This is a genomic window from Luteimonas abyssi, from assembly GCF_001482195.1.
Lineage (GTDB): Bacteria > Pseudomonadota > Gammaproteobacteria > Xanthomonadales > Xanthomonadaceae > Luteimonas > Luteimonas abyssi.
The window spans coordinates 2,278,285-2,302,104 of record NZ_KQ759763.1 but is presented as its reverse complement, the minus strand read 5'-3'; the positions used below and the strand labels follow the sequence as shown (position 1 = coordinate 2,302,104).

Genomic DNA, 23,820 nt, shown 5'->3' with positions numbered 1-23,820 from the left:
GGGACTGAAAGGGACCGAAGGTATACTGGTGGCCCGCTTTTCCTCCCGCAGATCCCGCATGTTCGAATCCCTGACCCAGCGTCTGTCCGGCACCATGGAGCGCCTGCGCGGGCGCGGCCGCCTCACCGAGGAGAACATCCGCGAGGCCACCCGCGAGGTGCGCATCGCGCTGCTGGAGGCCGATGTCGCGCTGCCGGTGGTGCAGGCGCTGATCGAGCGCATCAAGGTGCGTGCGGTCGGCCAGGAAGTGCTGAAGTCGCTGACCCCGGGCCAGGCGCTGATCAAGGTCGTGCGCGACGAGCTCACCGCGGTGATGGGCGCGCAGGCCGCCGAACTCAATCTCAACGTGCCGGCGCCGGCGGTGATCCTGATGGCCGGCCTGCAGGGTGCGGGCAAGACCACCACGGTCGGCAAGCTGGCGAAGCTGCTCAAGGACAAGCGCAAGAAGAAGGTCATGGTGGTCAGTGCCGACGTCTATCGACCGGCGGCCATCGAACAGCTCGAAACCCTGGCCGGGCAGGTCGGGGTGACGTTCTTCCCGTCGGAGGCGTCGCAGCAGCCGGTCGACATCGTCCGCGCGGCGATCGCCGATGCGCGCAAGTCGTACGTGGACGTGCTGCTGGTCGACACCGCCGGCCGCCTCGCCATCGACGAGGCGATGATGACCGAGATCAAGGCGCTGCACGCCGCGATCGATCCGGTCGAGACCTTGTTCGTGGTCGACGCGATGACCGGCCAGGACGCGGCCAACACCGCCAAGGCCTTCAGCGAGGCGCTGCCGCTGACCGGCGTGGTGCTGACCAAGACCGACGGCGACGCCCGCGGCGGCGCGGCGCTTTCGGTGCGTTACATCACCGGCAAGCCGATCAAGTTCATCGGCACCGGCGAGAAGACCGACGGCCTGGACGTCTTCCACCCCGACCGCGTCGCCAGCCGCATCCTCGACATGGGCGACGTGCTGTCGCTGGTCGAGCAGGTCGAGCAGCAGGTCGACCGCAGCAAGGCCGAGGCGCTCGCGAAGAAGGTCGCCAAGGGCAAGAAGTTCGACCTCAACGACATGCGCGATCAGCTCGAGCAGATGCAGGGCATGGGCGGTATCGGCGGCCTGATGGACAAGCTGCCCGGCATCGGCCAGGTACCCGAACATCTCAAGCAGCAGGTCACCGGCAAGGAAGTGCCGCGGATGATCGCGATCATCAATTCGATGACCAAGAAGGAGCGCCGCAATCCGACCCTGCTCAACGGTTCGCGTCGCGCGCGCATCGCCGCCGGTTCCGGCACCCATCCCTCCGACGTCAACAAGCTGATGAAGCAGTACCAGCAGATGGAGAAGATGATGGGCAAGATGGCCCGCGGCGGCATGAAGGGCATGATGCGCGGCCTGCAGGGCATGATGGGTGGCCGCGGCGGCATGCCGCCGTTCCGCTGAGGCATGCGTTCCGCGCCCGTCGCTGCGGTGCGCTCGTTTTCGCGGATGGTTCGCGTTTCGTCCGGGAGTAGTCGATGAGCATGCATCCGCGCTGGAAGGAATTCGTCGACCGGCACGCCCTGCGCGCCCCGATCCTGCAGGCGCCGATGGCCGGCGTGCCGGCGGTGCCCCTGGCGCGCGCGGTGGTCGAGGCGGGCGGGATGGCGGCGTTCGGCGGTGTGTTGTCCTCGCCTGCGGAGATCGCCGCGTGGATGGATGCTTTCCGCGACGCCGGTGGCGGTCCGGCACAGATCAATCTCTGGGTGCCCGATCCGCCGCCCGCCCGCGATGCCGGGGCTGAGGCGCGGACGCGGGCCTTCCTGGGCGAATGGGGGCCGCCGGTGCCGGTGGCTGCGGGCGACGCCGTGCCGGCGGATTTCGATGCGCAATTCGACGTTCTGCTGGCAGCGCGTCCGGCGGTGGCGTCTTCGATCATGGGACTGTTCCGGCCCGACCAGGTCGAGCGTCTCCGCGCGGCCGGTATCGCCTGGTTCGCCTGTGCGACGACGGCGGAGGAGGCGTTGGCCGCGCAGGCGGCGGGCGCCGATGCCGTGGTCGCGCAGGGTGCGGAAGCGGGCGGCCATCGCGGCAGTTTCGATGCGGCCAAGGCCGAATCGCAGGCGGTCGGGCTCTTCGCCCTGTTGCCGCGTCTGGTCGATGTGCTGGAGGTGCCGGTGATCGCGGCTGGCGGGATCGGCGACGGCCGCGGCATTGCGGCGGCGCTCGCGCTCGGCGCCAGCGCAGTCCAGATCGGCACGGCGCTGCTGCGTTCGCCTGAAGCCGCTATTCCTGCCGCCTGGCAGGAGGCGCTGGCGGATGCCGGGCCGGAGCGGACGATGCTCACGCGCGCCTTCTCCGGGCGTGCGGGTCGCGCGCTGGACACCGCCTACGTACGTGCCGCGGCTTCGGAAGCGGCGCCGCCTCCGCGGCCATACCCCGTCCAGCGCGCGTTGACCGGGCCGATGCGCACCGCGGCCGCGCGCGAGGGCCGCATCGACGCCATGCAGGCGTGGGCGGGGCAGGGCGCATGGCTGGCCCGGTCGGCATCGGCGCAAGGCCTGGTCGAAGCCTGGTGGCGCGAGGCGCGCGCATTGCTGGCATGACCCCCTGGCGCCTGGTCCATTGCGACGGACGGGCTGCGAGCGCGGGGGATCTGGCGACCCCCGCGCTGCTCAACGACGGTCACTTCACCACGCTGCAGGTGCGCGATGGCGCGGTCCAGGGATTGGATCTCCATGTCGAGCGCCTGCGCGACGCCAGCCGCCAGCTGTTCGGCACGGACGAGGCGCCTGCGCGGATCTTCGCGGCGATGCGGGCCGCGCTGGACGCGCTGGGCCAGGCGGACGCCACGCTCCGGATCACGATTTTCCCCGAGGCCGCGTCATCTCCCGCGGATGCGCCGACGCGCATCCTGGTCGCGGCCGGCCTGCCGTGGGCGCCCGAGACGCAACCGCTCAGGTTGCGCGGCTATCGCTACATGCGTCATCTGCCCGAAATCAAACATGTCGGGACGTTCCCCCTGTTCAATCATCGACGCCTTGCACGCGCGGAAGGCTTCGACGACGCGTTGTTCGTCGACGATGGGGGGCGTGTCTGCGAAGGCTCGGTCTGGAATCTGGCGCTCTGGGACGGCGTGCGGGTGCTGTGGCCGCGAGCGTCGGCACTGCGCGGCACGCGCGAACGCCTGCTGCAGGCCGCGTTCGCCGCGATGGGGGTGCCGCAGGCCGAGGCGGTCGTGCCGCTGGAGCGGCTGCCGTCGCTGGCGGGACTGGCCTGCAATGCGCGTGGGGTTCAGCCGCTGGCGGCCATCGACGGGCGGCCGATGCAGGACCCCGGGCCGTTGCAGGCGCTGGCGGCGGAGGCGGATACCCGTACTCCCTGGACGCCCATTCCGGGCGCCGAAGAGGTGTCCCCTACCGTTGGCGTGACAGGGCCGCTATAATCGCCGGCTTACCTCGCCATCCTGGCGACTGGGCAACACCGAGAAACCACCATGGTCAAGATCCGTCTCACCCGCGGCGGCGCCAAGAAGCGCCCGTTCTACCACATCATCGTCACCGACTCGCGCAGCGCGCGCGACGGTCGCAACATCGAGCGCCTGGGTTACTACAACCCGGTGGCGGCGGGCAACGAGCAGCGCGTCGTGCTCGATACCGCGCGCGTCGACCATTGGGTGGGTCAGGGCGCCCAGCTGACCGACAAGGTCCGCGCCCTGTACAAGGAAGCGGGCAAGGCCGCCCAGCCGGCCGCCTGAGGCCGCTCGGCCTGACGGGCCGCGCCCAGCGCGGCCCGAGCCGATCTCATCATGAGCGAACCCGTCCGGCGCGTCCTCATGGGCAGGATCCACGGCGCCTTCGGCGTGCGTGGCGAACTGCGCCTGGAATCCTTCAGCGATCCCGACACCGAGATCTTCCGCTACCAGCCGTGGACGCTGCGCGACCCGCAAGGGCGTGAGCGCACGCTGCAGGGCGCGCGCGGCCGTCCGTCGCCCAAGGGCATCGTGATGACGATGCCGGATGTGGCCGACCGCGACGCCGCCGACGCGATGCGCGGGACCGAAATCTGGGTGTCGCGCGATGCATTGCCGCCGCCTGCGCCGGGCGAATTCTATTGGGTCGATCTGGAAGGCCTGCGCGTCTCCAACCTCGACGGCGTGGTCTTCGGCCGGGTCGCGTTCGTATTCTCCACCGGCGCCAACGACGTGCTGGTGGTCCGCGACGACACCCGCGAGCGGATGATCCCGTTCGCGAGGCCCGATTACGTGCGTGAGATCGACCTCGACGCCGGCACCCTACTGGTGGATTGGGATCCGGAGTTCTGATCCCATGCGCATCGACGTCGTCAGCCTGTTCCCCGAGTTCGTGGCGACCTGTGCCGGGTTCGGTGTGGTCGGGCGCGCGCAGGAGCGTGGGCTGCTGGCGCTGCACGGCTGGAATCCGCGCGACCATGCGGAAGGCAACTATCGTCGGGTCGACGACCGTCCTTTCGGCGGCGGGCCCGGCATGGTGATGCTGATCGAGCCGCTGCGTGCCACGCTCGCCGCGGCTCGCGCCGCCGATCCGCAGCCGGCGCACGTGGTCTATCTCAGCCCGCAGGGGCGTCCGCTGACGCAAGCCCGGGTGCGCGCCCTCGCGGATCTGCCGCGTCTGATCCTGCTGTGCGGCCGCTACGAAGGCGTCGACGAACGTCTGCTGGCGGCCGAGGTCGACGAAGAACTGTCGATCGGCGATTACGTGCTCTCGGGTGGCGAACTTCCCGCCGCCGTGCTGATCGACGCGGTGACCCGTCTGCGCGACGGTGTCCTGAACGATGCCGACTCGGCCGCGCAGGACAGCTTCGAGCCCGATCCGGCCCTGGGCGGTGCCCTGCTGCTCGACTGCCCGCACTACACCCGGCCGCCGCAGCATGCGCTGGGCGACGTGCCCGAAGTGCTGCTGGGCGGCAACCATGCCGAAATCGCGCGCTGGCGCCGGACGCAGGCGCTCGGCCGGACCTGGGAGCGGCGCCCGGATCTGCTCGACGAGGCGGCGCTGTCGCCGGCGGACCGACGCCTGCTGGACGCCTACCGGGCTTCGCGCGACGACGACGGCCGGGCAGGCGACTGACCCTCTGGCGCCGACAGCCGGAAACCGGCTAGAATAGGCGGCTAGCTGTACCCGTAGTACCTGCCGCCCCGTGCGGCCCGCCAAGAGCGTGCGTCCACGTGCACCACGCCGAACAACGACACCAACAGGCCAAGACCATGACCACCAAGCCGTCCCTGAATACCCTGCTGCAGGACTTCGAGAAAGAGCAGTCGCAGCGCGTCCTTCCCGATTTCACCCCGGGCGACACCGTCGTCGTCAACGTGAAGGTGAAGGAAGGCAACCGCGAGCGCGTGCAGGCCTATGAGGGCGTGGTCATCGGCACCAAGAATGCCGGCCTGAACTCCTCGTTCACCGTGCGCAAGATCTCCCATGGCTTCGGCGTGGAGCGTGTGTTCCAGGTCCACAGCCCGTCGATCGACTCGGTCGAGGTCAAGCGCCGCGGCAAGGTCCGCGCCGGCAAGCTGTACTACCTGCGTGGCCTGGAAGGCAAGAAGGCGCGCATCAAGGAAGATCTGGCCGCGCACGCCAAGGCGAAGGCCAAGGCCGCTGCTGCCGCCGAGGCCGCTGCGGAGTAATTCCGGGCGCCGCGTGCCCCGCCGAACGGCCGCCTCCGGGTGGCCGTTCGCGTTTCCGGACAGGGTGCGGCGCCCGGGAGGCGTGAGCCGGTCACCTTGACTGGATCACCTCCGCCGGAATCGCTGCATGGCGTCGATTCGGCCACCGCGCAGGGCGGGGCGGCTGCCGGGGACAGTGCGGTTCCGGAGTAGGATGCGGATGCGCGGCGTGCGATGCGCGCCCATGGTTCGTACAGGAGAGCGACCGTGCATCAGATTCGAGGATCGATGTGGGTGGTGTCCGCCCTGCTCGCTGCAGGTCTGGCCGCGTGCACCACTTCCGGCGACCGGCTGTCCGACATGGACGTACGCACGACCGACCGTGCCGACTGTCGGAACCTGCGCGGCAACTCGGCCGAAGTACGGGCCGATCCTTCGGTGACGGAGAACGCACGCCGCGCCTGCGAAGAGGCGGCCGTGCTCTGGCGCAGCCAGGCGGCGTCGCGCGAAAGCGCACCCGTCGACTTCCGGCGCGACCGCGGAGATTGAGGCTGTGGTGTCGTCGTGCCCGTCGACGGGCATGGCGCGTCCGGCCGGGAACGGTATGACCAGCAACGACAAGGCAATCCCATCAGGGGAGCAGGCGCAGAGCGTGCGCCTGGATCTGTGGCTGTGGGCGGCGCGGTTCTTCAGGACGCGCAGTCTGGCGAAGCAGGCGGTCGATGGCGGCAAGGTGGCGGTCGGCGGACAGCGTCCGAAGCCGTCGCGGATGCTGCGTATCGGCGACGGACTGCGGGTGGAGCGGGGCGAGGAGATCTTCGAGATCGAGGTCGTCGCGCTGTCGGACACGCGTGGGCCGGCCAGCGCGGCGCGCATGCTCTACACGGAGTCCGATGCCTCGCGACAGGCGCGCGAGGAGCGGGTGGCGCAGCTGCGTGCGGGTCGGGCCGGCTACCGGCCGCCGGAGACCCGGCCCGACAAGCGGGCCAGGCGTCTGATCCGCGCCTTGGGCGACATCGACGCGAATTGAATCCGGATCGTCCGGAGCAGCGGGGAGCCGCGGCGGCGATATCACCCAGCGCGTCCTGAGTGAGGTGCCGAGGGGTGCGACGGCGTGGACCCGGCGCCGCGGTGGGCGTCCGTGGACGACCCAGGGGGCCGACGAGTGCGGCCTTCTCCGCTTTCGGGTCGTTTCCCGGCGAGTCGCGTCCTGGGAGCGACCCATGCATGCCTCAGGGCGTCGGTTCGGGCAGCGGCTGCGCGGTGGTCGGGGGTGCGCCTTCCGGCTGCGGCTGCGAGGGCAGGATGAGCTCCGGGTTCGCCTGCTGTGCCTGCAGGCTCTCGATCCGCTGGTTCAGGGTGTCGAGCTGCTGATGCGAGGCGCGCAGGTCGGTGCTGAGCGAGGCGGCCTGCTGGCGCGCCTGTTGCAGGGCGGCGTTGACCTGCACCGACTGTTGGCGCTGTGCGTCCATCTCGCGCTGGAGACTCTGCAGGCGCTGCTCGTTGAGCGACACCAGTTGCTCGGTGTACTGCTTGCCCGCCTCGAGCCGAACGGTGTCGATATAGACCTGGGCCAGCTCCTCGGTCTGGTCGACGAAGGTGCGGTACAGGCGCTCCGCCTCTTCGACGGAACTGGTCTTGATCACCCGCCAGAAGTCGCGATCGCGAAACAGCGCGATGTAGTAGTTCAGCGTGTCCGGGTAGAACAGCAGACTCGCGCCGTAGTTGCCGTTGTAGGTGGTGCGCAACTCGGTCAGCCGCTCCGCCTCCATCAGCAGCCGCAACTCCTCCATGTTGCTGCCGGCCACGGTGCCGGCGCTGGCGCCGGTGGCTTCGGGGGTCGGCGTGGTGCGCATGCCGCCGCGTGCGGCGAGCGCCGACGAGGCGAAGGTCAGCAGAAGCAGGAGCGAGAGCGTCTGGACGACGCGATCGCGTCCCGGCCTGCACGAAGCGAACGGATTCCATGTTGCGAACATATGCGGCCTTTCCCCTGGCGGCAGGTGCGACGTGTGTCGGCGGCAGTCTAGCATCGGATCGAGGTCCTTCTGACAAGGCCAGCAGCCGCAGACATCCCGGGCTACTGCACCAGCCGGGCCGGTGTGCACTGCAGGGATTGCAGGTGGACATCGGTCCTGCCCAGTTCCAGGCCCAGCAGGTCGGCGAGGGCGGACGAGAGCAGCGCGCCGATGCCGTTGAGGACCGGGCGAAGCAGGTCGATCACCGGGCCCAGAAGCCTGCACAGCAGTCCGCCACACGCGAGGGGGGCTGTACCGGGTTGTGTGGTCATGTCGGCGGCCGCAGCGTCGAGCACGCCCTCGGGGGCCGTCTGCAGATAGGAGGCCAGGTTGTTGGTAACGCAGCCGTTGTAGTTGAGGATGTTGCCGATGAGCGAATCGCAGCGGTTGATGACGAGTCCCCCCAGGATCGTGCCCAGCAGACCATCGAGCACCCCCAGGCCCTGGCCGGTCACCGCCGCGCGGTAGCCCTCCCAGACCGAGCCGTCGCGCCAGCATGTAAAGAGTAGGCCGCACGAACGTGGGACACCCCTGCTCACCTGCCAGTCACCGATCGGCGCCAGGCCGAGTTCTGGCGAGCCGTTCCGAGCCAGCGCGATGATGTTGTCCGCGCTGTAGCGCCCCCCATTGCGCGGTGCGGCCTCGGCGTATTGCCGGGCAAGGTCGTTTGCGACATCGCCGGCTGTGGCTGTTTGCGGTGCCAGCATATTCGACAGTACGCGTAGCAATTCCCGGGTCAATCGCTGGACCGCATCCCCGAGTGCGAGCGAATTGACCCGGGTCGAGCCGGTCTCGCCCGCAGCCAGGGTCAGGCTGTCCTGGTGATGGAGCGCCGGCAGCTCGATGCGGTTGCGGACCAGCGGTGCGCCCAGCAATCGCAGCAGCGTTTCGTCCTGAAGCGTGGTTCCGCACACGTCGGCGGTCGAGTAACGCGCAGCTGGGTCCACCCGGCCCACGCAGGCGCGCAGGATCGAGGACTCGATGTCGATGGTCGCCGTGTCGGGTGCGTCGTCGCCCGCGTTGCAGTGGATCTCCGTGAGCGTGCCCATGGCATTGGTGACGTCCACATGCAGGGGCAGCCGCAGCCGCGTATCCAGCAGCCGCAGCAGCGTCGGGACCAGGGGCACGCTGATGTTGTCGGTATCGATGTCGACGTAGACGCGGATCTGCGCGTTGTAGGCCCGGGTGCCGACGCCGCCCATTCCCAGCGAGGGCGGCTCGACGATACCGCCGTCGATCCTGACCCCGGCGATGTCCAGGCTCCGGATGGCGACGGCGCGGCCCTGCCCGGCGATCATGATCGATGTGTTGAGCAGGTCGAGCACCGACAGTTCCGTCTCCAGGGCGCCCGCGGCGAGACCGTCAGCGGACGCGATGCTGGCGAACAGGGCACCGGCACGGCCACCGAGCTGGATCGACGGCGCGTCGAGGTCGAGGGCGGCGCCCAGCGCATTGTGCAGGGCGTGCAGATTGATCGACACGCCGGTGTCCTGCGCCACCAGACGGGCGCTGGCATCGAGCACCTGCGCCAGCGAGACGCGTCGTGCCGCGAGCAGCGCTTCCAGTTCGCCTACGCCGATGCTGGTGTCGAGCGGGAGGCCCAGTGCCTCGAGCAGCCCGCCCGCCGTGACCTTCACCTGCGCCAGACCGTCGTAGCCCAGCACGGACGTGTTGTCGAGATCCGCGCCGACCAGCTTCAGCACGCTTCCCAGCGGCGTATTGCCGTTGAGTCGCAGCAGCTGCGCACCCACCGAGAACGCCGTGGTCGGCGGCGTCGCAAGCGCCACCGCCCGGGCTTCGACGATCACGAGTTCGCCGAGGAAGAACGACGTCAGGCCACTGCGCCGTGCGACGACCTGGACGGCATTGACGGTGGCGTCGTCGGATTCGATGAAGCGGCGCTCAAGCGGCTGCGTCGGAGACCAGTGTCCGCAGGCGATCTCGAGTTCGCCCGTGAATCCGTGATCGTCGACGGCATTGACGCGTGCGGCGGCGTTGTCCGATGCCACGCATTGGTCCATCCGTTGCACACCGGCGATGGCGGCGAGGTCGGCGACCTTCTGCGCGTCGCGCTTGGCCCAATAGAGGTAGCCGACTTCCACCAGGCCGAGCAGGGCGCTCAGCCCGACCAGCAGCCACAGCATGGTCACGGCCATGCTGCCGCGTTGGACGGCGGCCCGGTTGCGGCGTGGCTGCGGCGTGGGCATGACGCGTTCAGCGCCCGCGCGCCGGTTGTTCGGCGACGTTGATGTCGAACATCTCCGGGATGTCGTGTTCGAAGCTGCGCAGATAGCGACGGTACGCCGCGCTGGCCTGTTCGCCGGTCACGGGGCGCTGGACGCCGGGTCGGTGCGGGTCGGCCTGCAGCGCGAACAGAGACCGGGTCGCATCGCCGAAATCGCTTCCGGAGCGGCCGGGTGCGATGGTCGGCCACGGCGTCTGCGGGGGACGGGCGGCATCGGGGACATCCACCACGGGCAGCGTGTCGGGTTGCGGTACCGGGGTGGACAGCATGCGACCGGTCAAGGGCTTCTGCTGCGCAGCGAGCGGCGCTGCGATCAACAGCGCGACGAGCATGCATAGGCCGGTCGCGACGACGCGGCGGGAAGGCGCAATGGCGCGGGGGGATGTCATCGTGAAACCTCCTGGAGATCGTCGGCGCCGCCGAAGCGCTGCAACATCGTGCGCGGCGGCGAGAACGCGCCGGAGGCGGTCTGCTGGCTTCCGCCCGATGCGGCGGGTGGCATGCGCGCCTGTGGCGCACTGCGCAGTGCCTGCGACAGGCGGTGGACCTCGTCGCGGGTCCCGGGGGGCAGGCCGGCTTCGTCCATCAGCCGCGCCGCGCCGGCGACATCGCCACCGACCATCAGCCAGGTCGCGAGATTGGCGATCGCGCGCGGGTCGGCCGGTGCCAGTTCCGCCGCCTGGGCCAAGGGCTCCCGTGCCGCGGCATGCTGGCCGGCCTGCATGCGGGCGAAGCCGAGATCGCTCACGTAGACGGCGTTGAGCGGATCCAGACGTACGGCACGCTCCAGGTGCGTGCTGGCGGTGGCCGGGTCGCCGCGCCGGGCCGTCACCAGTCCGAGTCCGTGCCAGGCTGCGGCGGCCTCGCGTCCCTGGGTCAGCCCACGATATGCGGCGTCGGCGTCGTCGAGGCGGCCGGTTTCGCGCAGGGCGTCCGCGCGCAACACCTGCAACGCAGCGCTGTTGCCGTGCCGGGCGCGATGCGCGTCGATGTGCGCCAGCGAGGCGTACCAGGCCCCTTCGTGCTGCATCCGCGCGATCAGCGCGAGATGCATGGCACGGTCGTCGGTCGCGTCCGTCCTCTCGACGGCGGGCGCGAGGGCGGCGGGCGGGAGCCGTGGCGTGCTGCCACATGCGGTCAGCGCACACAGTGCGAGCAGTGCGAGCAGTGCGAGTGATGGAACCGGTCGCGACGCCTTCATCCCCATCTCCTCAGTTCATCCGGCTCATCGCACTGGAGAGCGCGATGATGGCGGGACCGCCCAGCACCAGCATCAGTGCCGGGAGCAGGGTCAGCATCATCACCACGGTCATCTTCACCGACAGCTTGCCGACGCGTTCCTTGAGCGAGGCGCGACGCTGTTCGCGCAGGCGCTCGGCGAACTGGCGCAGGGGCTCCTGCACGGAGCCGCCGTGCTGGGAGACCTGCACGATCACCTGCACCAGGCTGCGCAGATCGTCGCTGCCGAACGACTCACCGAGCCGGCGCAAGGATTGCGGACGGCTGCGTCCGCGCGCATAGGCGGTGTTGGCCTCGCGCAGTTCGCGACCCAATACGGGCAGTGCGCCGCCGAGCTGCTCACCGAGCATCTGCAGACTCTGATCCATGCTGAAGCCGACGCCCTGCAGCAGGCGCAGCAGGTCGACGAGCAGCGGCAATTCCTCCGCCGCGCGCTTGCGGATCCGCGCCGCCCAGCTGCGCAGCACGATCTTGGGCAGCAACACGCCCGCGGCCAGCGCGCCGACGATCGCCACTGCGGCGGTCGGGCCGCGGGGGGCCGCGAGGACCACCGCCAGCAGTGCGAAGAACAGCGCGAGCGTGACCCGCGCACCCAGATAGAGCGCGGTGCCCGTGCGGTCGTTCCAGCCGGCCTGATCGAGCAGCAGGCGATCCTCGCCGGCCAACAGCAGCGCACCGAGGCGTCCGTCCGACAGGCGACGTCCCAGGATCTCGAGTCCGGACCACCAATGCGCCGGTGGCGTTTGCTCCTGTCGTTCCGAGGCACCGGCGCGCGCTTGCAGGGCACCCTGCAGATGGCGGGCGACCCGCTGCTGACGAAGATCGCGCACGAACATCGCGACGCCTCCGCCGGCCATCAGCACGCAGAGCGCGACCACGGCCGCGGCGAGCCAGGCCGCGCCGCTCATGGCGACGTCTCCGCGAGGACCGGCATCGACGTCTCCGCGTTCATAGCGAACGCGCCAGACGATAGAGGAACACCGCGCCGATGCCTTCGAACACCAGCGCTGCCAGCAGCAGGCGATGCCCGGTCGATGTCTCGATCATGGGCATGAAGAAATCGGGCGACAACATCGCCATCGCCAGCGCGCAGACCGGCGGCAGCAACCCCAGCACCCACGCCGAGGCCCGGGTTTCGGACGTCGTCGCGCGCAGGTCGCGCTGCGCCTGTTCCTGATCGCGGATGAAGTCGCTCATGCGCTGCAGCACCTGGTCGGCGCGTCCACCGACGCGGATCGCGGTGCCCAGCACGATGGCGAGTACGTCGAACACCGGAATGCGGTACGGGCGTGCCGCGGCCTGCAGCGCACGATCCAGATCCTGGCCGCTGCGGACCTGGCTCAGGGTGGCGTCGAGCAATGCACGCAGCGGGGGCGGCGCGTGTTGCGTCGCGGCCTGAAAGGCCATGGGCAGGCTGTTGCCGATGCCTGCCATGCGGACCATGTCGTCGAGCACGTCGGGCATCTGCCGCAGCAGTTTCTGTCGCAGTGCATCGATGCGCCGGTGCAGCCAGAACCCGAGCCCGAGCAGATAGACGATCAGCATCGGCAGCGCCGCCCACGCGGTCCCCAGCCGCATCGCGGCGACGACGGCCAGCGCCATTCCCGGCGACAGGGCCAGGATGAAGCCGCCTTCGCTCAGCGCTGCGCGATGCAGCAGGTCGCGCAGATACAGCACCGGCGCCGGTTGTGCGCGGTGCGACCCGGTCCGGCCCGCCGCGCCGGCAGCCTGGCGTGTCGCGATGCCCGCGGTCGCGGTCGTGCCGAGGTTGCGCTCGGTATGCGCCAGCGCCGCCCGCTGGCGGGCCTGGGCAGTCGATTGCCACCACAGCTCCATCGCGCCGGCCAGCACCAGCGCCGAGACCGCCAGCAAGGCGAGCACGCCGGTCACGGCAGCGGCTCGGCCTGGGACGCATCGCGGAGGAATTGCCGGAACGGTTCCAGCTTCGGGGTGTGGGGATGGAAGCCGAGCCCGTTCCAGCGGTCGCGCTCGACGCCGTCCTCGCCGATGCGCGCTTCGTGGCGGAACAATTCCTGCGTGGTGACCACGCGGTCGCTCACGCCGACGATCTCGGTGATCGACAGCACCACCCGGCGGCCGTTGCCCAACCGCCCGATCTGGACGATGAAATCGATCGCGCTGGCGACCTGCTGTCGCAGGCTGTCGCCGTTGCCCTGGAAACCGGCGAATCCGGCGAGCATCTCGATCCGGTGCAGGCAGTCGCGTGGGGAGTTCGCGTGGATGGTCGCCATCGAGCCGTCGTGTCCGGTGTTCATGGCCTGCAGCATCTCCATGACTTCGGGACCGCGGACCTCGCCGACGACGATCCGGTCCGGCCGCATGCGCAGGCTGTTGCGGACCAGTTCGCGCAACCCGATCTCGCCGCTGCCGTCGAGCCCGCCCATGCGGCTTTCCAGCCGGACCACATGCGGATGCTTGAGCGACAGTTCCGCGGTGTCCTCGATCGTGATGACACGCTCGGATTCGGGGATGATCCCGGCCAGTGCATTCAGCAGCGAGGTCTTTCCGGAACTGGTGCCGCCGGAGATCAGGATGTTGCAGCGGCCGAGCACCAGCGCCTGCAGCATCGCCAGCATCGGTCGGTCGAAGCTTCCCTTCGCCAGCAGTTCCTCGGGCGAGAACGGGTCCTGACGAAACTTCCGGATCGACACCATCGGCCCATCGACCGCGAGCGGCGAGATGATCGCGTTGAGGCGTCCGCCGTTGGGCAGGCGCGCGTCGACCATCGGACTGGAGTCGTCGAGGCGCCGGCCGAGCGGGGCCAGAATGCGGCGCAGGATCCGCAGCAGGTGGCGATCGTCGCTGAAGCGGGCCGGCACCCGGCGCATCATGCCGCCCTGCGAGACATGGATCTCGCCAGGGCCGTTGATCAGGATGTCCTCGATGCTCGGATCGTGCAGGAGATCGTCGATCGGGCCGAATCCGTTGAGTTCCTTGCACAGGGCCTGGACGACGAGATCCATCTCGCCCTCGTTGATCGGGATCCGCCACTCCTCGATGAAGGCGACGGTCTGCCCGCGCACGTAGCGTTCGGTGGTATCCGGTGCCCAGGCATCGACATCCAGGCGTTCGTCCTCGATGCGGTTGAGCAGATGCTCGTGGGCCGCGGACAGGACGCCCTGGAACTGCTCGCTGTGCTCGAACGTCGGGCTGGGATCGCTGCCCTCGCTGGACGTGCGTCGGTTCATGATCGGCCCCAGCCGGCTGGTGATCGGCGTTACCTTCTTGTCCATGCGTGCAGCCTCGCGAGCAGGCGGGAGAGGCGCCCGCTCCCGGTGTTTCCGGGAGGGGCGATGAAAGGATGGAGATGCGGCAGCAGAAGGCGCAGCGCCGCCAGGTATGGATCGCGCGGATAGGCGTCCTGCAGCAGCTGACCAAGGTTCGAGGCGGCGCGCAGAGTGCGTAGGCGTTCGGGGATGACCCCCAGCAGCGGCAAGCCAAAGCGTGCTGCGATCTGTGGTGGAGGAAGCCCCGCATCCTGGTCGTGACGTGCGATCACCAGCCCCACGCCGGTGTCCCCGCCCCGGGTCGCGCGCAGGGCGGCGAGCGCGGCATCCAGGGCCACTAGGGAGCCGACCGCGGGGTCGGCGAGCAACCAGACCGCATCGGCCTCGCGCAGCAGGCCGGTGGGCCAGTGCCGGTGGCTGGGGCCTGCGAGATCCACCAGGGTCAGCGGATACAGCGCACGGAGTTTGACCAGCAGGGGGAGCGGGTCGAGGCCCTCGGCCGATGCCTGCGCCGGCGCGAGCAGACCGGCGCCGCTGGCGTGCCGAGGCATCGCGCTGCGTACCAGCGTGGCGTCCAGGCGCTCGGGTCCGCGCAGCGCCTGTTCGAGACCGAAGTCGCCGCGCAGGTCCAGATACAGGCCGAGATCGCCGACAGGCTGGCCCAGGTCGATCAGCAGGGCCGTCAGGTCGCCGGACGGGGATGGCCGCGTGTGCAGTGCCGATGCGGCCAGCGCACCGAGATGCGCGACCAGCGTGCTGGTGCCGAGGCCGGCGCGCACGCCGAGCACCACCACGACCCGCCCGCGGGGTGGCGTCATGGCCACGGACCGCACGTGCGGAGAGGCGATATCGGCGTGCAGCCGGCGCAGTTGCAGGGCGATGTCGGCGGCGCTCGCGTCCAGGTCGATGAAGTCGCGTACGCCGGCACGCAACGCCGCGATCACGCCTTGCGCGTTTTCGCCCGACGTCGTGCCCACCGCCACCAAGGCCCGACCGGAAAGATCCCTGGCGAGACGGGCGGCCTCGGCGGCCCCGGGATGCGAGAAGTCGAGCAGGATCAGCGTGTCCTCGGGCAGCGTCTCGGCCGGATGGCCGCGGCTGTCGAGCCATCGGACCTCGAGGCCCGCGCGCGTACGCAGACGTTGCGCCGGTAGCTCGTCCGGGCCGTAAAGGATCGGAACGGGCGTCGGCGCGGTCATCGGGGTGGGCGAGCGGAGTGCGGACATGATCGACAGAGGCCTCCGGTCACCTGGAAAAACCCGGGAGCGGATCCGAGCCGGCCGGATGCAGGAGCCAGGAAGCCCATGGCGAATGCCGGGGCTGCGTTTCCCGGTCGCCGGGCAGGGTGAGTTCGGTGCCGCGCGCCAGCGGGCGCACCAGGCGCGGCGTGACCACGATGACCAGTTCGCGTTCCTGGCGGCGATAGTCGAGATTGCGGAAGAAGCTGCCGATGATCGGGAGGTCGCCCAGCAAGGGAATCTTGTCGACGGTGGAACTCAGGGTGCTGCTGACCAGCCCACCGATGACGAAGCTCTCGCCGTCGCCGAGCTCCACCGTGGTATCGGCACGGCGCGTGGTGATGGCGGGGATCTGCACGCCGTCGAGGGTCACGCCGTTGGCGTAGTCGAGATCGCTGGCTTCCGGCGCGACCTTGAGTGCGATCCGGTCCGGCGACAGCACCGTCGGCGTGACGGTCAGCCCGATGCCGAACGGTTTGAACGCCACTGTCGTGGTGCCCAGGCCCTGCGGCTCCAGGATCGGCAGTTCGCCGCCGGCGAGGAAACTCGCGCTCTGTCCGGACAGGGCGACCAGGGTGGGCTCGGCGAGGATCCGCGCCATGCCGTTGCTCTGCAGCAGGTCGAGGCTGGCGCTCCAGCTGTTGCGGTCGGACCCGAGGGCGATCCGGAATGCCGACGACAGCAGGTCGCCCTCGCCGCCGTCGGCGCGTCCCACGCCGGGACTGGTGAACCCGTAGCGGAAGCCGCCGTTGCGGTTCTGGAAGTTCAGGCCGAGCTGGCGCAGGACGTTGCGGTTGAACTCGACCACCCGCACCTCGACCTGCACGACGCCGGCGGAGACGCTGGACTGGTCGATGACCGCTTCCTGGCCCGAGGCGATCGCCGCGGCCTGGCGATAGCGTTCGTGTTCGAGCATGTCCGGGAAGCTGCCCGACAGCAGCGCATGCCCGCCGTCGGCCTGCACGCGTGCGGGATCGGTCGCGAGCGCGGCCTGCAGTGGCGCGCGCACTTCCAGCCGGGTGCGCGTCGGTTCGCCCTGGCCGCGGCGCCAGACCAGCAGGGTGGTCTGACCCGGAGAGCGGCCCAGCAGCAGGGCGTTGCGGCGACCGTCCAGGAGCAGGACGTCGGCCACCTCGGGATTGGCCACCGCGATGCGCTCCAGGTCGGCGGGCAGCGCCCAGGGGCGTTGCTCGTGGGTCTCCAGGACCACCGGCGTCTGTGCGACGGCCGGGATCAACAGGGCGAGCCACAACGCCGGCAGCAAGGACCAGGCGACGAGCGAGCCGGCGAGCAGGCGCGTCGGTGGCAGTAGCGCGCGGCGCATCATCGGGTGCCCCCGGACTGCCGGCCATCGCCGCGGATGATTTCGATGCTTGCCGTACGCGGCCGCTCGGCCGGACGCGGCGGTGGGGGCGCGGCCGCGGCGCTGCCGGCGAGCGCATCCAGATCGGTGCCGGCATAGGCGATGTTCTCGGGCCGGGCGAGCGCGTCGCGATCGTCCGGCTGGAGGTCGCGGCGGGCACTCAACACACGGCGGGGCTGCGGAAACAGGTCCGCATCGGCGACCGCGGTGTCCGCGGGGTGGCGCAGGGCCAGCGACAACGCCCCCTGTTGCGAGGCCAGCAGCAGCCGCTGCACCTGATCCACCGGAATGGCGAGGATGGCGCTGCGTGCGGCGGTCGTCTCGCGGCGACGGCTGGTTGCGCTCGCGCCTGCACTCGCGGCGATGGTCGCTGCGCGAGGGTCGTCGTCGAAGGCGGTCTCGTCTTCTCGGGCCGGGGCGGGAGCGAGGTCGTCGCCACCATAGCCCAGCACGCGCAGGCGCGACAGCAGCAATCGTGTCTGGCGTCGCTCCTCGCCGCGTTCGCCGAGTCGGAGATGGACGAACACGTCGACCAGGTCGCCGGGCGCGATGCGATGGCCGACGCCGCTGAGTTCGTCTACCGGTACCGCGACGGCGCGCTCGCCGACGCGCAGGCTGGCGGCGATTCCGCGGGCGAGATCGTCGACCGCCAGCGGTGTGCCGGCGGCGACGTCGCGCAGCAACACCTTGCCCACCGCCGCATCCTCGCTGGGCAGCGCGCCAGCCGGGCGATCGCCTGCGCGCGTGGTGGTGACGTCCTCGGCGCCAATGGGGTGCCCCGCGTGCAGATCGCGCGCCGCCACGATCACCGTGACCGCGGGTGTGCGCTCGGTCCGTCCCACGTCCGTCAGGACCGGGATGGGAGCGGCCGCCGATGGTTTGCGCGCCAGGCCGATCGCGGTCGCGGCGAGCACGATCGACACGACGACCAGGGCGAGGGCGGCGATACGCGTCATCCGGTGCATCGATGGGCTTCCAGGGTCGCAGGGGCGAGGGGGCGGAGCATGTCGTGAGCCCTCAGTCGAGATCGCCGAGGCGGACGATGGCCACCGACTGGACGGGGCCGTCGAACGCTGCCGTGTAGAGGCGTCCGGTTCCCGGCAGCAGCGGGTGGCGTCCGTATTCGAAGCGCGTACGGACCCGCATGCAGTCGCCCGGCAGGTCGCTGGTGCCGCATGTGACCGACTCCACCCGGATGGCGCCGCTGGTGCAGGCATCGTCGTCGTCGGAGAACTCCAGCAGCCACGCCATCGCCGACGCGGCGGTCGCGCAGGCCAGGGCCTTTCGCTGGCTCGGTGTGCCGTCGCCGAGCGATGCGCGCGCGCCCTCGGCGGCGGCCAGGGTCACGGCCTGATGGGCGGCCATCACCAGCACCCCGGTGCCCGTGGCCAGGACGAGCGGCATCACGCCGAAGATCAGGATGAAGACGAACTCGAGGGTCGCCACGCCACGTGCGCGGCGCCGGTTGTGCAGGTGCCTAGCCATGGAGGCCTCCCAGGTGCACGACGATCCATGCGAAGACGCCGACCGACAGGTAGGCGGCGTAAGGAATGCCGCGGGTGCGCACCCGTCCCGGTCTGTGCGATGCGGCGCTCAGTGGCGTTTCGGCGTCGGTGCGCAGGGGATGCAGCCACCGCAGGACACGCAGCCGTCCGGCCAGCAGCAGGGCCGCATGCCCGCCGGCGATCAGGCTGGCGACAACCCAGACCGCCGGCAGCGCCTGCGGCCCGAGCAGCAGGCCGATCACGCCGAAGTACTTGACGTCCCCCGCGCCCATCCAGCCCAGGAGGTGGAAGGGCAGCAGGACCGCGACGCCGATCGCCAGTCCCAGCAACGCACGACCGGCAGCGCCGGTGTCACCGGCGACGGCCGCAGCCAGGTGGCACGCGAGGCCTCCCAGCAGCGCGGCCAGCAACCAGCGGTTGGGGATGCGTCGTTCGAACAGGTCGCCGGCCACGATCCGGCAGCCCAGGACGATCGCGATCAGCAGGGTCGCGGTCACTGCGGCGGCTCAGGGGTCGCCGGCCGAGCCAGCTTCTCCCACGGCGTTGCTCACCGCGTTGCCGAGTGCAGTAAACAGCTCTTCGAAGAAGCCGCCGATCGCAGGCCCTGCCGCGACGACCAGCACCCCCGCGATCACCGCCGCGAGCAGACCGTACTCCAGCGCGGTCACCCCGTCCTCTTCCTTCAGAAACGCCTTGAACCTTTCCATGTCACTCCTCCTCGCTTCGCCGGCCGAGATGGCCGGGATCCCCGGTGAGGCGGCGGACGTTGGTCAGGGAAGCCTGGGCGGATACCCGATGTCGAAGCTGCGGTCTGCGAGCGTCGGCTCCGGACAGTGCGCTTCCCCCGTGTCGCGCACCTCACGCGCTCCACGGCGCGTTGAACACATCCTCGTCACGATGGATGCGTGTTCGCTGCACAAATTCGGCAACCGACGTGAAAATTCCGTGTGAAGAAAATGAACGCAAACGGAAAACACCCGATCCATCGTGCGGGGGCCGTTGAGCAGGCGCCGCAGACTGCCGAAAATGTGCATTGTCCGGACGGGTGGACTGATTAGATCAACGTCGAAGTTGGGTCGGGGGGCCCCAAACGCTGCTTCGCCTTGCCGGTCGACCGACCGGCGGTAGGAACCGGAGCCTCAAACGCGCCGCAGGATGCGGGCGGACAACAGGATGCGATCGGATCCGGACCGTTGGCGATGCTGCGGATGGTGCTCTCCCAGGAAGAATGGGGGGCTGCTTGGATGGCGACCGACATCGAATCGACCGAAGGAATGCGATCCACGGATCTGGCCACGCTGACCGGCGTGTTGCGGGTCTGCGATCTGGAACTGACGCTGCTCGATGGCGGCAATCCACGCGTGGCTCTCGAATCGCGCGTCCACGACGGTGCACTGTTTCTTTCGGCGAGGACCGGTTTCCGGTTCCGGGGGCGCTTCATGCTGCCGCTGGACTGGTGCATGGTCGGCTTCGTGCAGTCCACCGACCCGGCGAAGAGCTGGTGCCATGGCACGCCGTTGTCGTCCGGCCTCGCGCTGACCGTGCTGGCCGAGGGCATCAGCGAGTTCGTGCTGTCCGAGAACTCGCACGTCCTGCTCGTGTTGATGCCTGTACGCCGCCTGCAGCGCCGTTTCACCGAGCTCAGCCTGCGGGAGGGGTTGCCGCCGTCGCGGGCGCTCTCGTTGTTCCGCACCGAAGGCGGGGGCTGGGGCGAGCGCCTGCGGATGCATTGCGAGGGGCTGGCGCGTCGCGTGGTCGACGGTCGCCTGCTCGACGACGAAGTCGAGGCCTTGCTCGAACAGCACATCCAGGCAGCGTTGGCGGCCAGTACGCGCGAACGTCCGGTCTGCCCGCGCGCGCACCACTCGCACTACTTGATCGTGCAGCGTGCCGAAGCCTTCATGCGCCAACACATGCGTCGCGACATCTATCTGCAGGAGTTGTGCACGGCGGCGGGCGTCAGCGAGCGCGCGCTGCGCTACGCGTTCGAGCACATGCTGGGGCTGTCGCCCACGCGATACCTGTCGATGCTGCGGTTGTGCGCGGCCTGCCGCAGCCTGTCGATGGCCGACGGCGCGCGCAGGACGGTCAAGGCGATCGCGCTCGCCTGCGGCCTCTGGGATCTGTCGCGATTCGCCGACAATTACCGACGCGTGTTCGGCGAGCTGCCCAGCGAAACGTTGATGCGCCACCCACCACACGATGAAGGCGCCTCGTTGAACTGACGAGGCGGCCAGGACGACGTTTGCCGATTACGCTCATCGTCCTGCCGCTTTCGCTGAAGCGCCTGCCGGAAAGGCGGCACGATGTGCCGTTGCAGCGCAAGCGGCGCGCAGTCCCGACGCTGTAATCCCCCCACGAGGCACGCACAGAGCGCCCTCGTCCACGTCATCAACGCCTGGGGGGCGCCATGAACCGCATCTATCGTCTGATCTGGAACCGCGAGCGCCGGATGCTCGTGGTGTGCTCCGAACTCGCGTCCGCACGCCGCGGACTCGCGGGTCCCGTCGGCCGTGAACGCGAATTGCGTTGCGTGCTGGCCGCGCTGTTCATCGGTCTTTCGTTCGCATTGCACGTCGACACGGCCAGCGCCACGGTCGATACGCGGATGTCGGACATGCTCGCGTTGGCGGACAAGTATGCGCCGCAACCGGTCGCGGTCGCCGCATCCGCCGCGGGAAGGGTCGACGCAGGCGCTGCGGGTTCGGCAGGCGTCAGTCTTGCGGCGGCCGCATCCGCTCCGGTCCATGCTCCCCCCAGCATGAAGGCGGATGCGGCCGTCGCTTCTCGTGTTCCGCCGAGCGTCGTGCCGGCGGCCCGTGAAGCCTTGGTCGCCATCGCGCAGACACCGCGCGCCGTCGTCCGGCAGGCGTCGGCCGCGACGCCGCGGGTGCAGGCCGCGGTGGAGACGCGCGTCGACACCGGAGCCGCGTTGGCCCGCGTGCTGCCCGAGGCCGCCACGTCGGTGACCGCGCGTCTCGCGGCCGGCACGGCGGTCGCCATGAACGAGGCACCGCGCGCGCCGGCGCCCTTGCCGGTCCACGCGGCGCCGGTCGCGTTGCTCGCGCGCGAAGAAGGTCTCGGCCTGGAGCTGGATATCGCACTCGACGTCGACGCAGGGCTCGATGTGCGTACCGGCGATCATGCGCTGACGCTCGGGACGGCCGCCGAGGCGACCGCCGCGATCGGCAGCGGAGACCCGGATGCACCGGAGGACGGCGCCGAAGTGGACCTGGCGGTGTTCGCACAGCGCGAGACGGCGCATGGACGCGGTCTGATCGGTGGCGTGGTCGGGGGTATCGGCGGTGTCGTCGACAACGTGGTCGGGCCCGTGGTGGGCGGCGTCGGCAATGTCGTCGGCGGCGTGGTGAATGGCGTGGTCGCTCCGGTCGTGGGCGGCGTCGCGGGCGGTGTCGGCAACGTGGTCGGCGGCATCTTCGATCCGGTCGAACCGCAGGCGATTCCACCCTCGAACCCGAAGTTCCCGCGTCCCTACGAGCCCAACACCGGCCTTGTCATCGGCACCGGCGGCCTGGTGGGCGGGGTCGGCCAGCTCGTCGGGCCGACCGGTGCCAGCCTGTTCGGCGGCGACGGCTTCGTGCGCAACGGCAACCTCGCGGTCAACAGCGCCAACGTGATGCAGGCGTACGCGGTGACCAATGTGCTCGGCCTTCCGGTGGCCAACGTCACGCCGGTCGGCACGCTGCTGGGCTCGCTGGGCAACGCCAGCACCGGCGGCAGCTCGCATCTCACGCTCATCGGCGGGGTCACCTCCGACAGCTACATCCAGAACATCAACAACGGTGCCGCCGGCGGCCTGCTCGGCCTGGTCCTGCCCGACCGGGCGCCCGGCTGGGCGTCGCGGTGCGCCAACCTGCTGGGCCTGGTGAGCACCGATTGCTGGGCGGTCAACCCCGCCCAGGACTTCCAGGTCCTGGTCGGTGACGGCGCCTACGCGAACGGCTCCAAGGAAGTCGTGATCGGCGCCAATGCCCGCCACGAGCTGCCGCGGGTGGATGCCTCGATCGCCTTTCCCGGCAATGGCCTGAACGATCCTCTCGACCCGACCGGTGTGCCGACGTCCGACTACAACGCGCGACTGGGCCACTCGGTGGTGGTCGGCGACAGCGCGCTGGGCACCGCGCATGCGCAGACCATCCTGGGGTCCGAGGCGACGTCGAGCCAGGTCAACAGCGTGGCGCTCGGCTATCGCTCCGCGGCCGATCGCGGCCCGCAGACCGGATACACGGCATACGGCTTGACCGCCGCGCAGAACGCCGCCGGCGAGGTGTCCATCGGACGTGCCGGGCAGGAGCGTCAGCTCACCCATCTCGCCGCGGGCAGCGCCGATACCGATGCGGTCAACGTCGCCCAGTTGCGGGGCGCCATCGAACTGATCGACACCGTCGAGGTGTTCGCGGTGCGCTACGACGAAATCGGTGGCGTGCCGGACTTCACCCGGGTGACCTTCGGCAACGGTACCGGCCCGACGACGCTGGCCAACGTCGCGGCCGGCGCCGTGGCGGCCGGCAGCAGCGAGGCCGTGACCGGTGCGCAGTTGCATGGCGCCAACCTCGCGCTGGCCGGCTATCTGGGTGCCGGCGCCGGGCTGGATGCCGCGGGGAACGTGACCGCACCCGACTATGCGCTCACCGAAGTCGGCCCGGGCGGCACGCTCGGCAGTGGCAACTACGCCGACGTGGGCGGGGCGTTCGGCTCGGTCAGCAGTTCGCTGGCCAACGTCGCCCAGGTGGCCGGCGAGCTCGACCGGTTGGCGGTGCGTTACGACGTGGATGTCGACGGCAACCTGGTCAACCGGGTCACCCTGACCGGGACGGGCAGCGGCGCACCGGTCGGCCTGGGCAATGTGGCCGCGGGTGCGGTGACCGCGGTCAGTGCCGATGCGGTCAACGGCGCCCAGTTGTACGGCGCCAATCTCGCGCTGGCCGGCTATCTCGGCGCGGGCGCGGGGCTCGATGCCGCCGGGAACGTCACCGCCCCCGATTACCTGCTCAATGAAGTGGGCGCCGACGGGACGCTGGGCAGCGGCAACTACAGCGACGTGGGGAGCGCGTTCGGTTCGGTCAGCACGTCGCTGGCCAACGTCACCCAGATCGCCGGCGAACTGGACCGCCTGGCGGTGCGCTACGACGTCGATGTCGACGGCAACCTGATCAACCGGGTCACGCTGACCGGCGACGGCAGCGGTGCGCCGGTCGGCCTGGGTAATGTGGCCGCGGGTGCGGTGACCGCGGTCAGTGCCGATGCGGTCACCGGTGCGCAGCTGTACGGCGCGAACCTCGCGCTGGCCGGCTATCTCGGTGCAGGCGCCGGCCTGGATGCGGCCGGGAACGTCAC

At 70.1% G+C, this 23,820-nt stretch carries 24 protein-coding genes; 11 read left to right on the top strand and 13 right to left on the bottom strand.

Going from position 1 to position 23,820, the window contains the following annotated elements; translation table 11 throughout:
- The first annotated feature begins 58 nt into the window (after nucleotides 1-58).
- The 9 genes from ffh (at nucleotide 59) to RG19_RS09660 (ending at nucleotide 6,639) form a co-directional block, all read left to right on the top strand.
- Nucleotides 59-1,429: a signal recognition particle protein gene (gene ffh / locus RG19_RS09700; protein ID WP_058835099.1), complete on the top strand. Its 1,371-nt coding sequence runs from the start codon at nucleotides 59-61 to the stop codon at nucleotides 1,427-1,429.
- Nucleotides 1,430-1,503: 74 nt separating this feature from the next.
- The gene (locus tag RG19_RS09695) at nucleotides 1,504-2,571 is read left to right on the top strand and encodes an NAD(P)H-dependent flavin oxidoreductase (protein WP_058835098.1); all 1,068 of its coding nucleotides are present in this window, start codon (nucleotides 1,504-1,506) and stop codon (nucleotides 2,569-2,571) included.
- Nucleotides 2,568-3,410, top strand: a complete 843-nt coding sequence (locus RG19_RS09690) for an aminotransferase class IV (protein WP_082672589.1) — start codon at nucleotides 2,568-2,570, stop codon at nucleotides 3,408-3,410. Before RG19_RS09695 ends, RG19_RS09690 begins: the two co-directional genes overlap by 4 nt.
- 51 nt (nucleotides 3,411-3,461) lie before the next feature.
- Nucleotides 3,462-3,722 (top strand): 30S ribosomal protein S16, encoded by a 261-nt coding sequence (gene rpsP / locus RG19_RS09685; RefSeq protein ID WP_058835097.1) that lies wholly within the window; start codon nucleotides 3,462-3,464, stop codon nucleotides 3,720-3,722.
- Between the two features lie 51 nt (nucleotides 3,723-3,773).
- The gene (rimM, locus tag RG19_RS09680; RefSeq protein WP_058835096.1) at nucleotides 3,774-4,289 is read left to right on the top strand and encodes a ribosome maturation factor RimM; all 516 of its coding nucleotides are present in this window, start codon (nucleotides 3,774-3,776) and stop codon (nucleotides 4,287-4,289) included.
- 4 nt (nucleotides 4,290-4,293) lie between these two features.
- A complete protein-coding gene (trmD, locus tag RG19_RS09675; RefSeq protein WP_058835095.1) occupies nucleotides 4,294-5,073 on the top strand; it encodes a tRNA (guanosine(37)-N1)-methyltransferase TrmD in 780 nt (259 codons plus the stop codon).
- Between the two features lie 137 nt (nucleotides 5,074-5,210).
- Nucleotides 5,211-5,630 carry a 50S ribosomal protein L19 gene (gene rplS, locus RG19_RS09670; RefSeq protein WP_058836529.1) on the top strand — a complete coding sequence of 140 codons (420 nt, stop codon included), beginning with the start codon at nucleotides 5,211-5,213 and terminating at the stop codon, nucleotides 5,628-5,630.
- 246 nt (nucleotides 5,631-5,876) lie between these two features.
- Nucleotides 5,877-6,158 carry a hypothetical protein gene (locus tag RG19_RS09665; RefSeq protein WP_157515229.1) on the top strand — a complete coding sequence of 94 codons (282 nt, stop codon included), beginning with the start codon at nucleotides 5,877-5,879 and terminating at the stop codon, nucleotides 6,156-6,158.
- Nucleotides 6,159-6,213: 55 nt separating this feature from the next.
- Nucleotides 6,214-6,639 (top strand): RNA-binding S4 domain-containing protein, encoded by a 426-nt coding sequence (locus RG19_RS09660; protein ID WP_058836528.1) that lies wholly within the window; start codon nucleotides 6,214-6,216, stop codon nucleotides 6,637-6,639.
- A gap of 202 nt (nucleotides 6,640-6,841) precedes the next feature.
- Here the strand turns inward: RG19_RS09660 and RG19_RS09655 are convergent, their stop codons facing one another.
- The 13 genes from RG19_RS09655 to RG19_RS09595 form a co-directional block, all read right to left on the bottom strand.
- Nucleotides 6,842-7,585, bottom strand: a complete 744-nt coding sequence (locus RG19_RS09655; RefSeq protein ID WP_082672588.1) for a DUF2968 domain-containing protein — start codon at nucleotides 7,583-7,585, stop codon at nucleotides 6,842-6,844.
- A 101-nt stretch (nucleotides 7,586-7,686) separates the two neighbouring features.
- Nucleotides 7,687-9,831 (bottom strand): TadG family pilus assembly protein, encoded by a 2,145-nt coding sequence (locus RG19_RS09650; protein ID WP_058835093.1) that lies wholly within the window; start codon nucleotides 9,829-9,831, stop codon nucleotides 7,687-7,689.
- Between the two features lie 7 nt (nucleotides 9,832-9,838).
- Nucleotides 9,839-10,258, bottom strand: a complete 420-nt coding sequence (locus tag RG19_RS09645; RefSeq protein WP_238376617.1) for a DUF3613 domain-containing protein — start codon at nucleotides 10,256-10,258, stop codon at nucleotides 9,839-9,841.
- Nucleotides 10,255-10,923, bottom strand: a complete 669-nt coding sequence (locus RG19_RS09640) for a tetratricopeptide repeat protein (protein ID WP_157515228.1) — start codon at nucleotides 10,921-10,923, stop codon at nucleotides 10,255-10,257. The genes RG19_RS09645 and RG19_RS09640 overlap by 4 nt, the downstream gene beginning before the upstream one ends.
- Nucleotides 10,924-11,080: 157 nt before the next feature.
- Entirely contained in the window at nucleotides 11,081-12,016 is a 936-nt protein-coding gene (locus RG19_RS09635; RefSeq protein WP_058835090.1) for a type II secretion system F family protein, read from the bottom strand.
- A gap of 40 nt (nucleotides 12,017-12,056) precedes the next feature.
- Nucleotides 12,057-12,998, bottom strand: a complete 942-nt coding sequence (locus tag RG19_RS09630; protein WP_058835089.1) for a type II secretion system F family protein — start codon at nucleotides 12,996-12,998, stop codon at nucleotides 12,057-12,059.
- A complete protein-coding gene (locus tag RG19_RS09625; protein WP_238376688.1) occupies nucleotides 12,995-14,317 on the bottom strand; it encodes a TadA family conjugal transfer-associated ATPase in 1,323 nt (440 codons plus the stop codon). Before RG19_RS09625 ends, RG19_RS09630 begins: the two co-directional genes overlap by 4 nt.
- Before the next feature lie 29 nt (nucleotides 14,318-14,346).
- A complete protein-coding gene (locus tag RG19_RS09620; protein WP_157515227.1) occupies nucleotides 14,347-15,582 on the bottom strand; it encodes a P-loop NTPase family protein in 1,236 nt (411 codons plus the stop codon).
- A gap of 19 nt (nucleotides 15,583-15,601) precedes the next feature.
- Nucleotides 15,602-16,918 carry a type II and III secretion system protein family protein gene (locus RG19_RS09615; RefSeq protein WP_157515226.1) on the bottom strand — a complete coding sequence of 439 codons (1,317 nt, stop codon included), beginning with the start codon at nucleotides 16,916-16,918 and terminating at the stop codon, nucleotides 15,602-15,604.
- Entirely contained in the window at nucleotides 16,918-17,913 is a 996-nt protein-coding gene (cpaB, locus tag RG19_RS09610) for a Flp pilus assembly protein CpaB (protein WP_058835086.1), read from the bottom strand. The genes RG19_RS09615 and cpaB overlap by 1 nt, the downstream gene beginning before the upstream one ends.
- Before the next feature lie 61 nt (nucleotides 17,914-17,974).
- Nucleotides 17,975-18,442, bottom strand: coding sequence for a TadE family protein (locus tag RG19_RS09605; protein ID WP_058835085.1), 468 nt, complete (start codon nucleotides 18,440-18,442; stop codon nucleotides 17,975-17,977).
- Complete coding sequence (locus RG19_RS09600; RefSeq protein WP_058835084.1) at nucleotides 18,435-18,959, bottom strand: A24 family peptidase; 525 nt, start codon at nucleotides 18,957-18,959, stop codon at nucleotides 18,435-18,437. The genes RG19_RS09605 and RG19_RS09600 overlap by 8 nt, the downstream gene beginning before the upstream one ends.
- Before the next feature lie 9 nt (nucleotides 18,960-18,968).
- Complete coding sequence (locus tag RG19_RS09595; protein ID WP_058835083.1) at nucleotides 18,969-19,169, bottom strand: Flp family type IVb pilin; 201 nt, start codon at nucleotides 19,167-19,169, stop codon at nucleotides 18,969-18,971.
- Nucleotides 19,170-19,736: 567 nt separating this feature from the next.
- On the opposite strand from RG19_RS09595, the gene RG19_RS09590 reads away from it, so the two are divergent.
- Nucleotides 19,737-20,687 (top strand): AraC family transcriptional regulator, encoded by a 951-nt coding sequence (locus RG19_RS09590; protein ID WP_238376616.1) that lies wholly within the window; start codon nucleotides 19,737-19,739, stop codon nucleotides 20,685-20,687.
- Nucleotides 20,688-20,872: 185 nt separating this feature from the next.
- On the top strand, nucleotides 20,873-23,820 hold a 2,948-nt coding region (locus RG19_RS09585; RefSeq protein ID WP_274377923.1), incomplete at its 3' end, for an ESPR-type extended signal peptide-containing protein.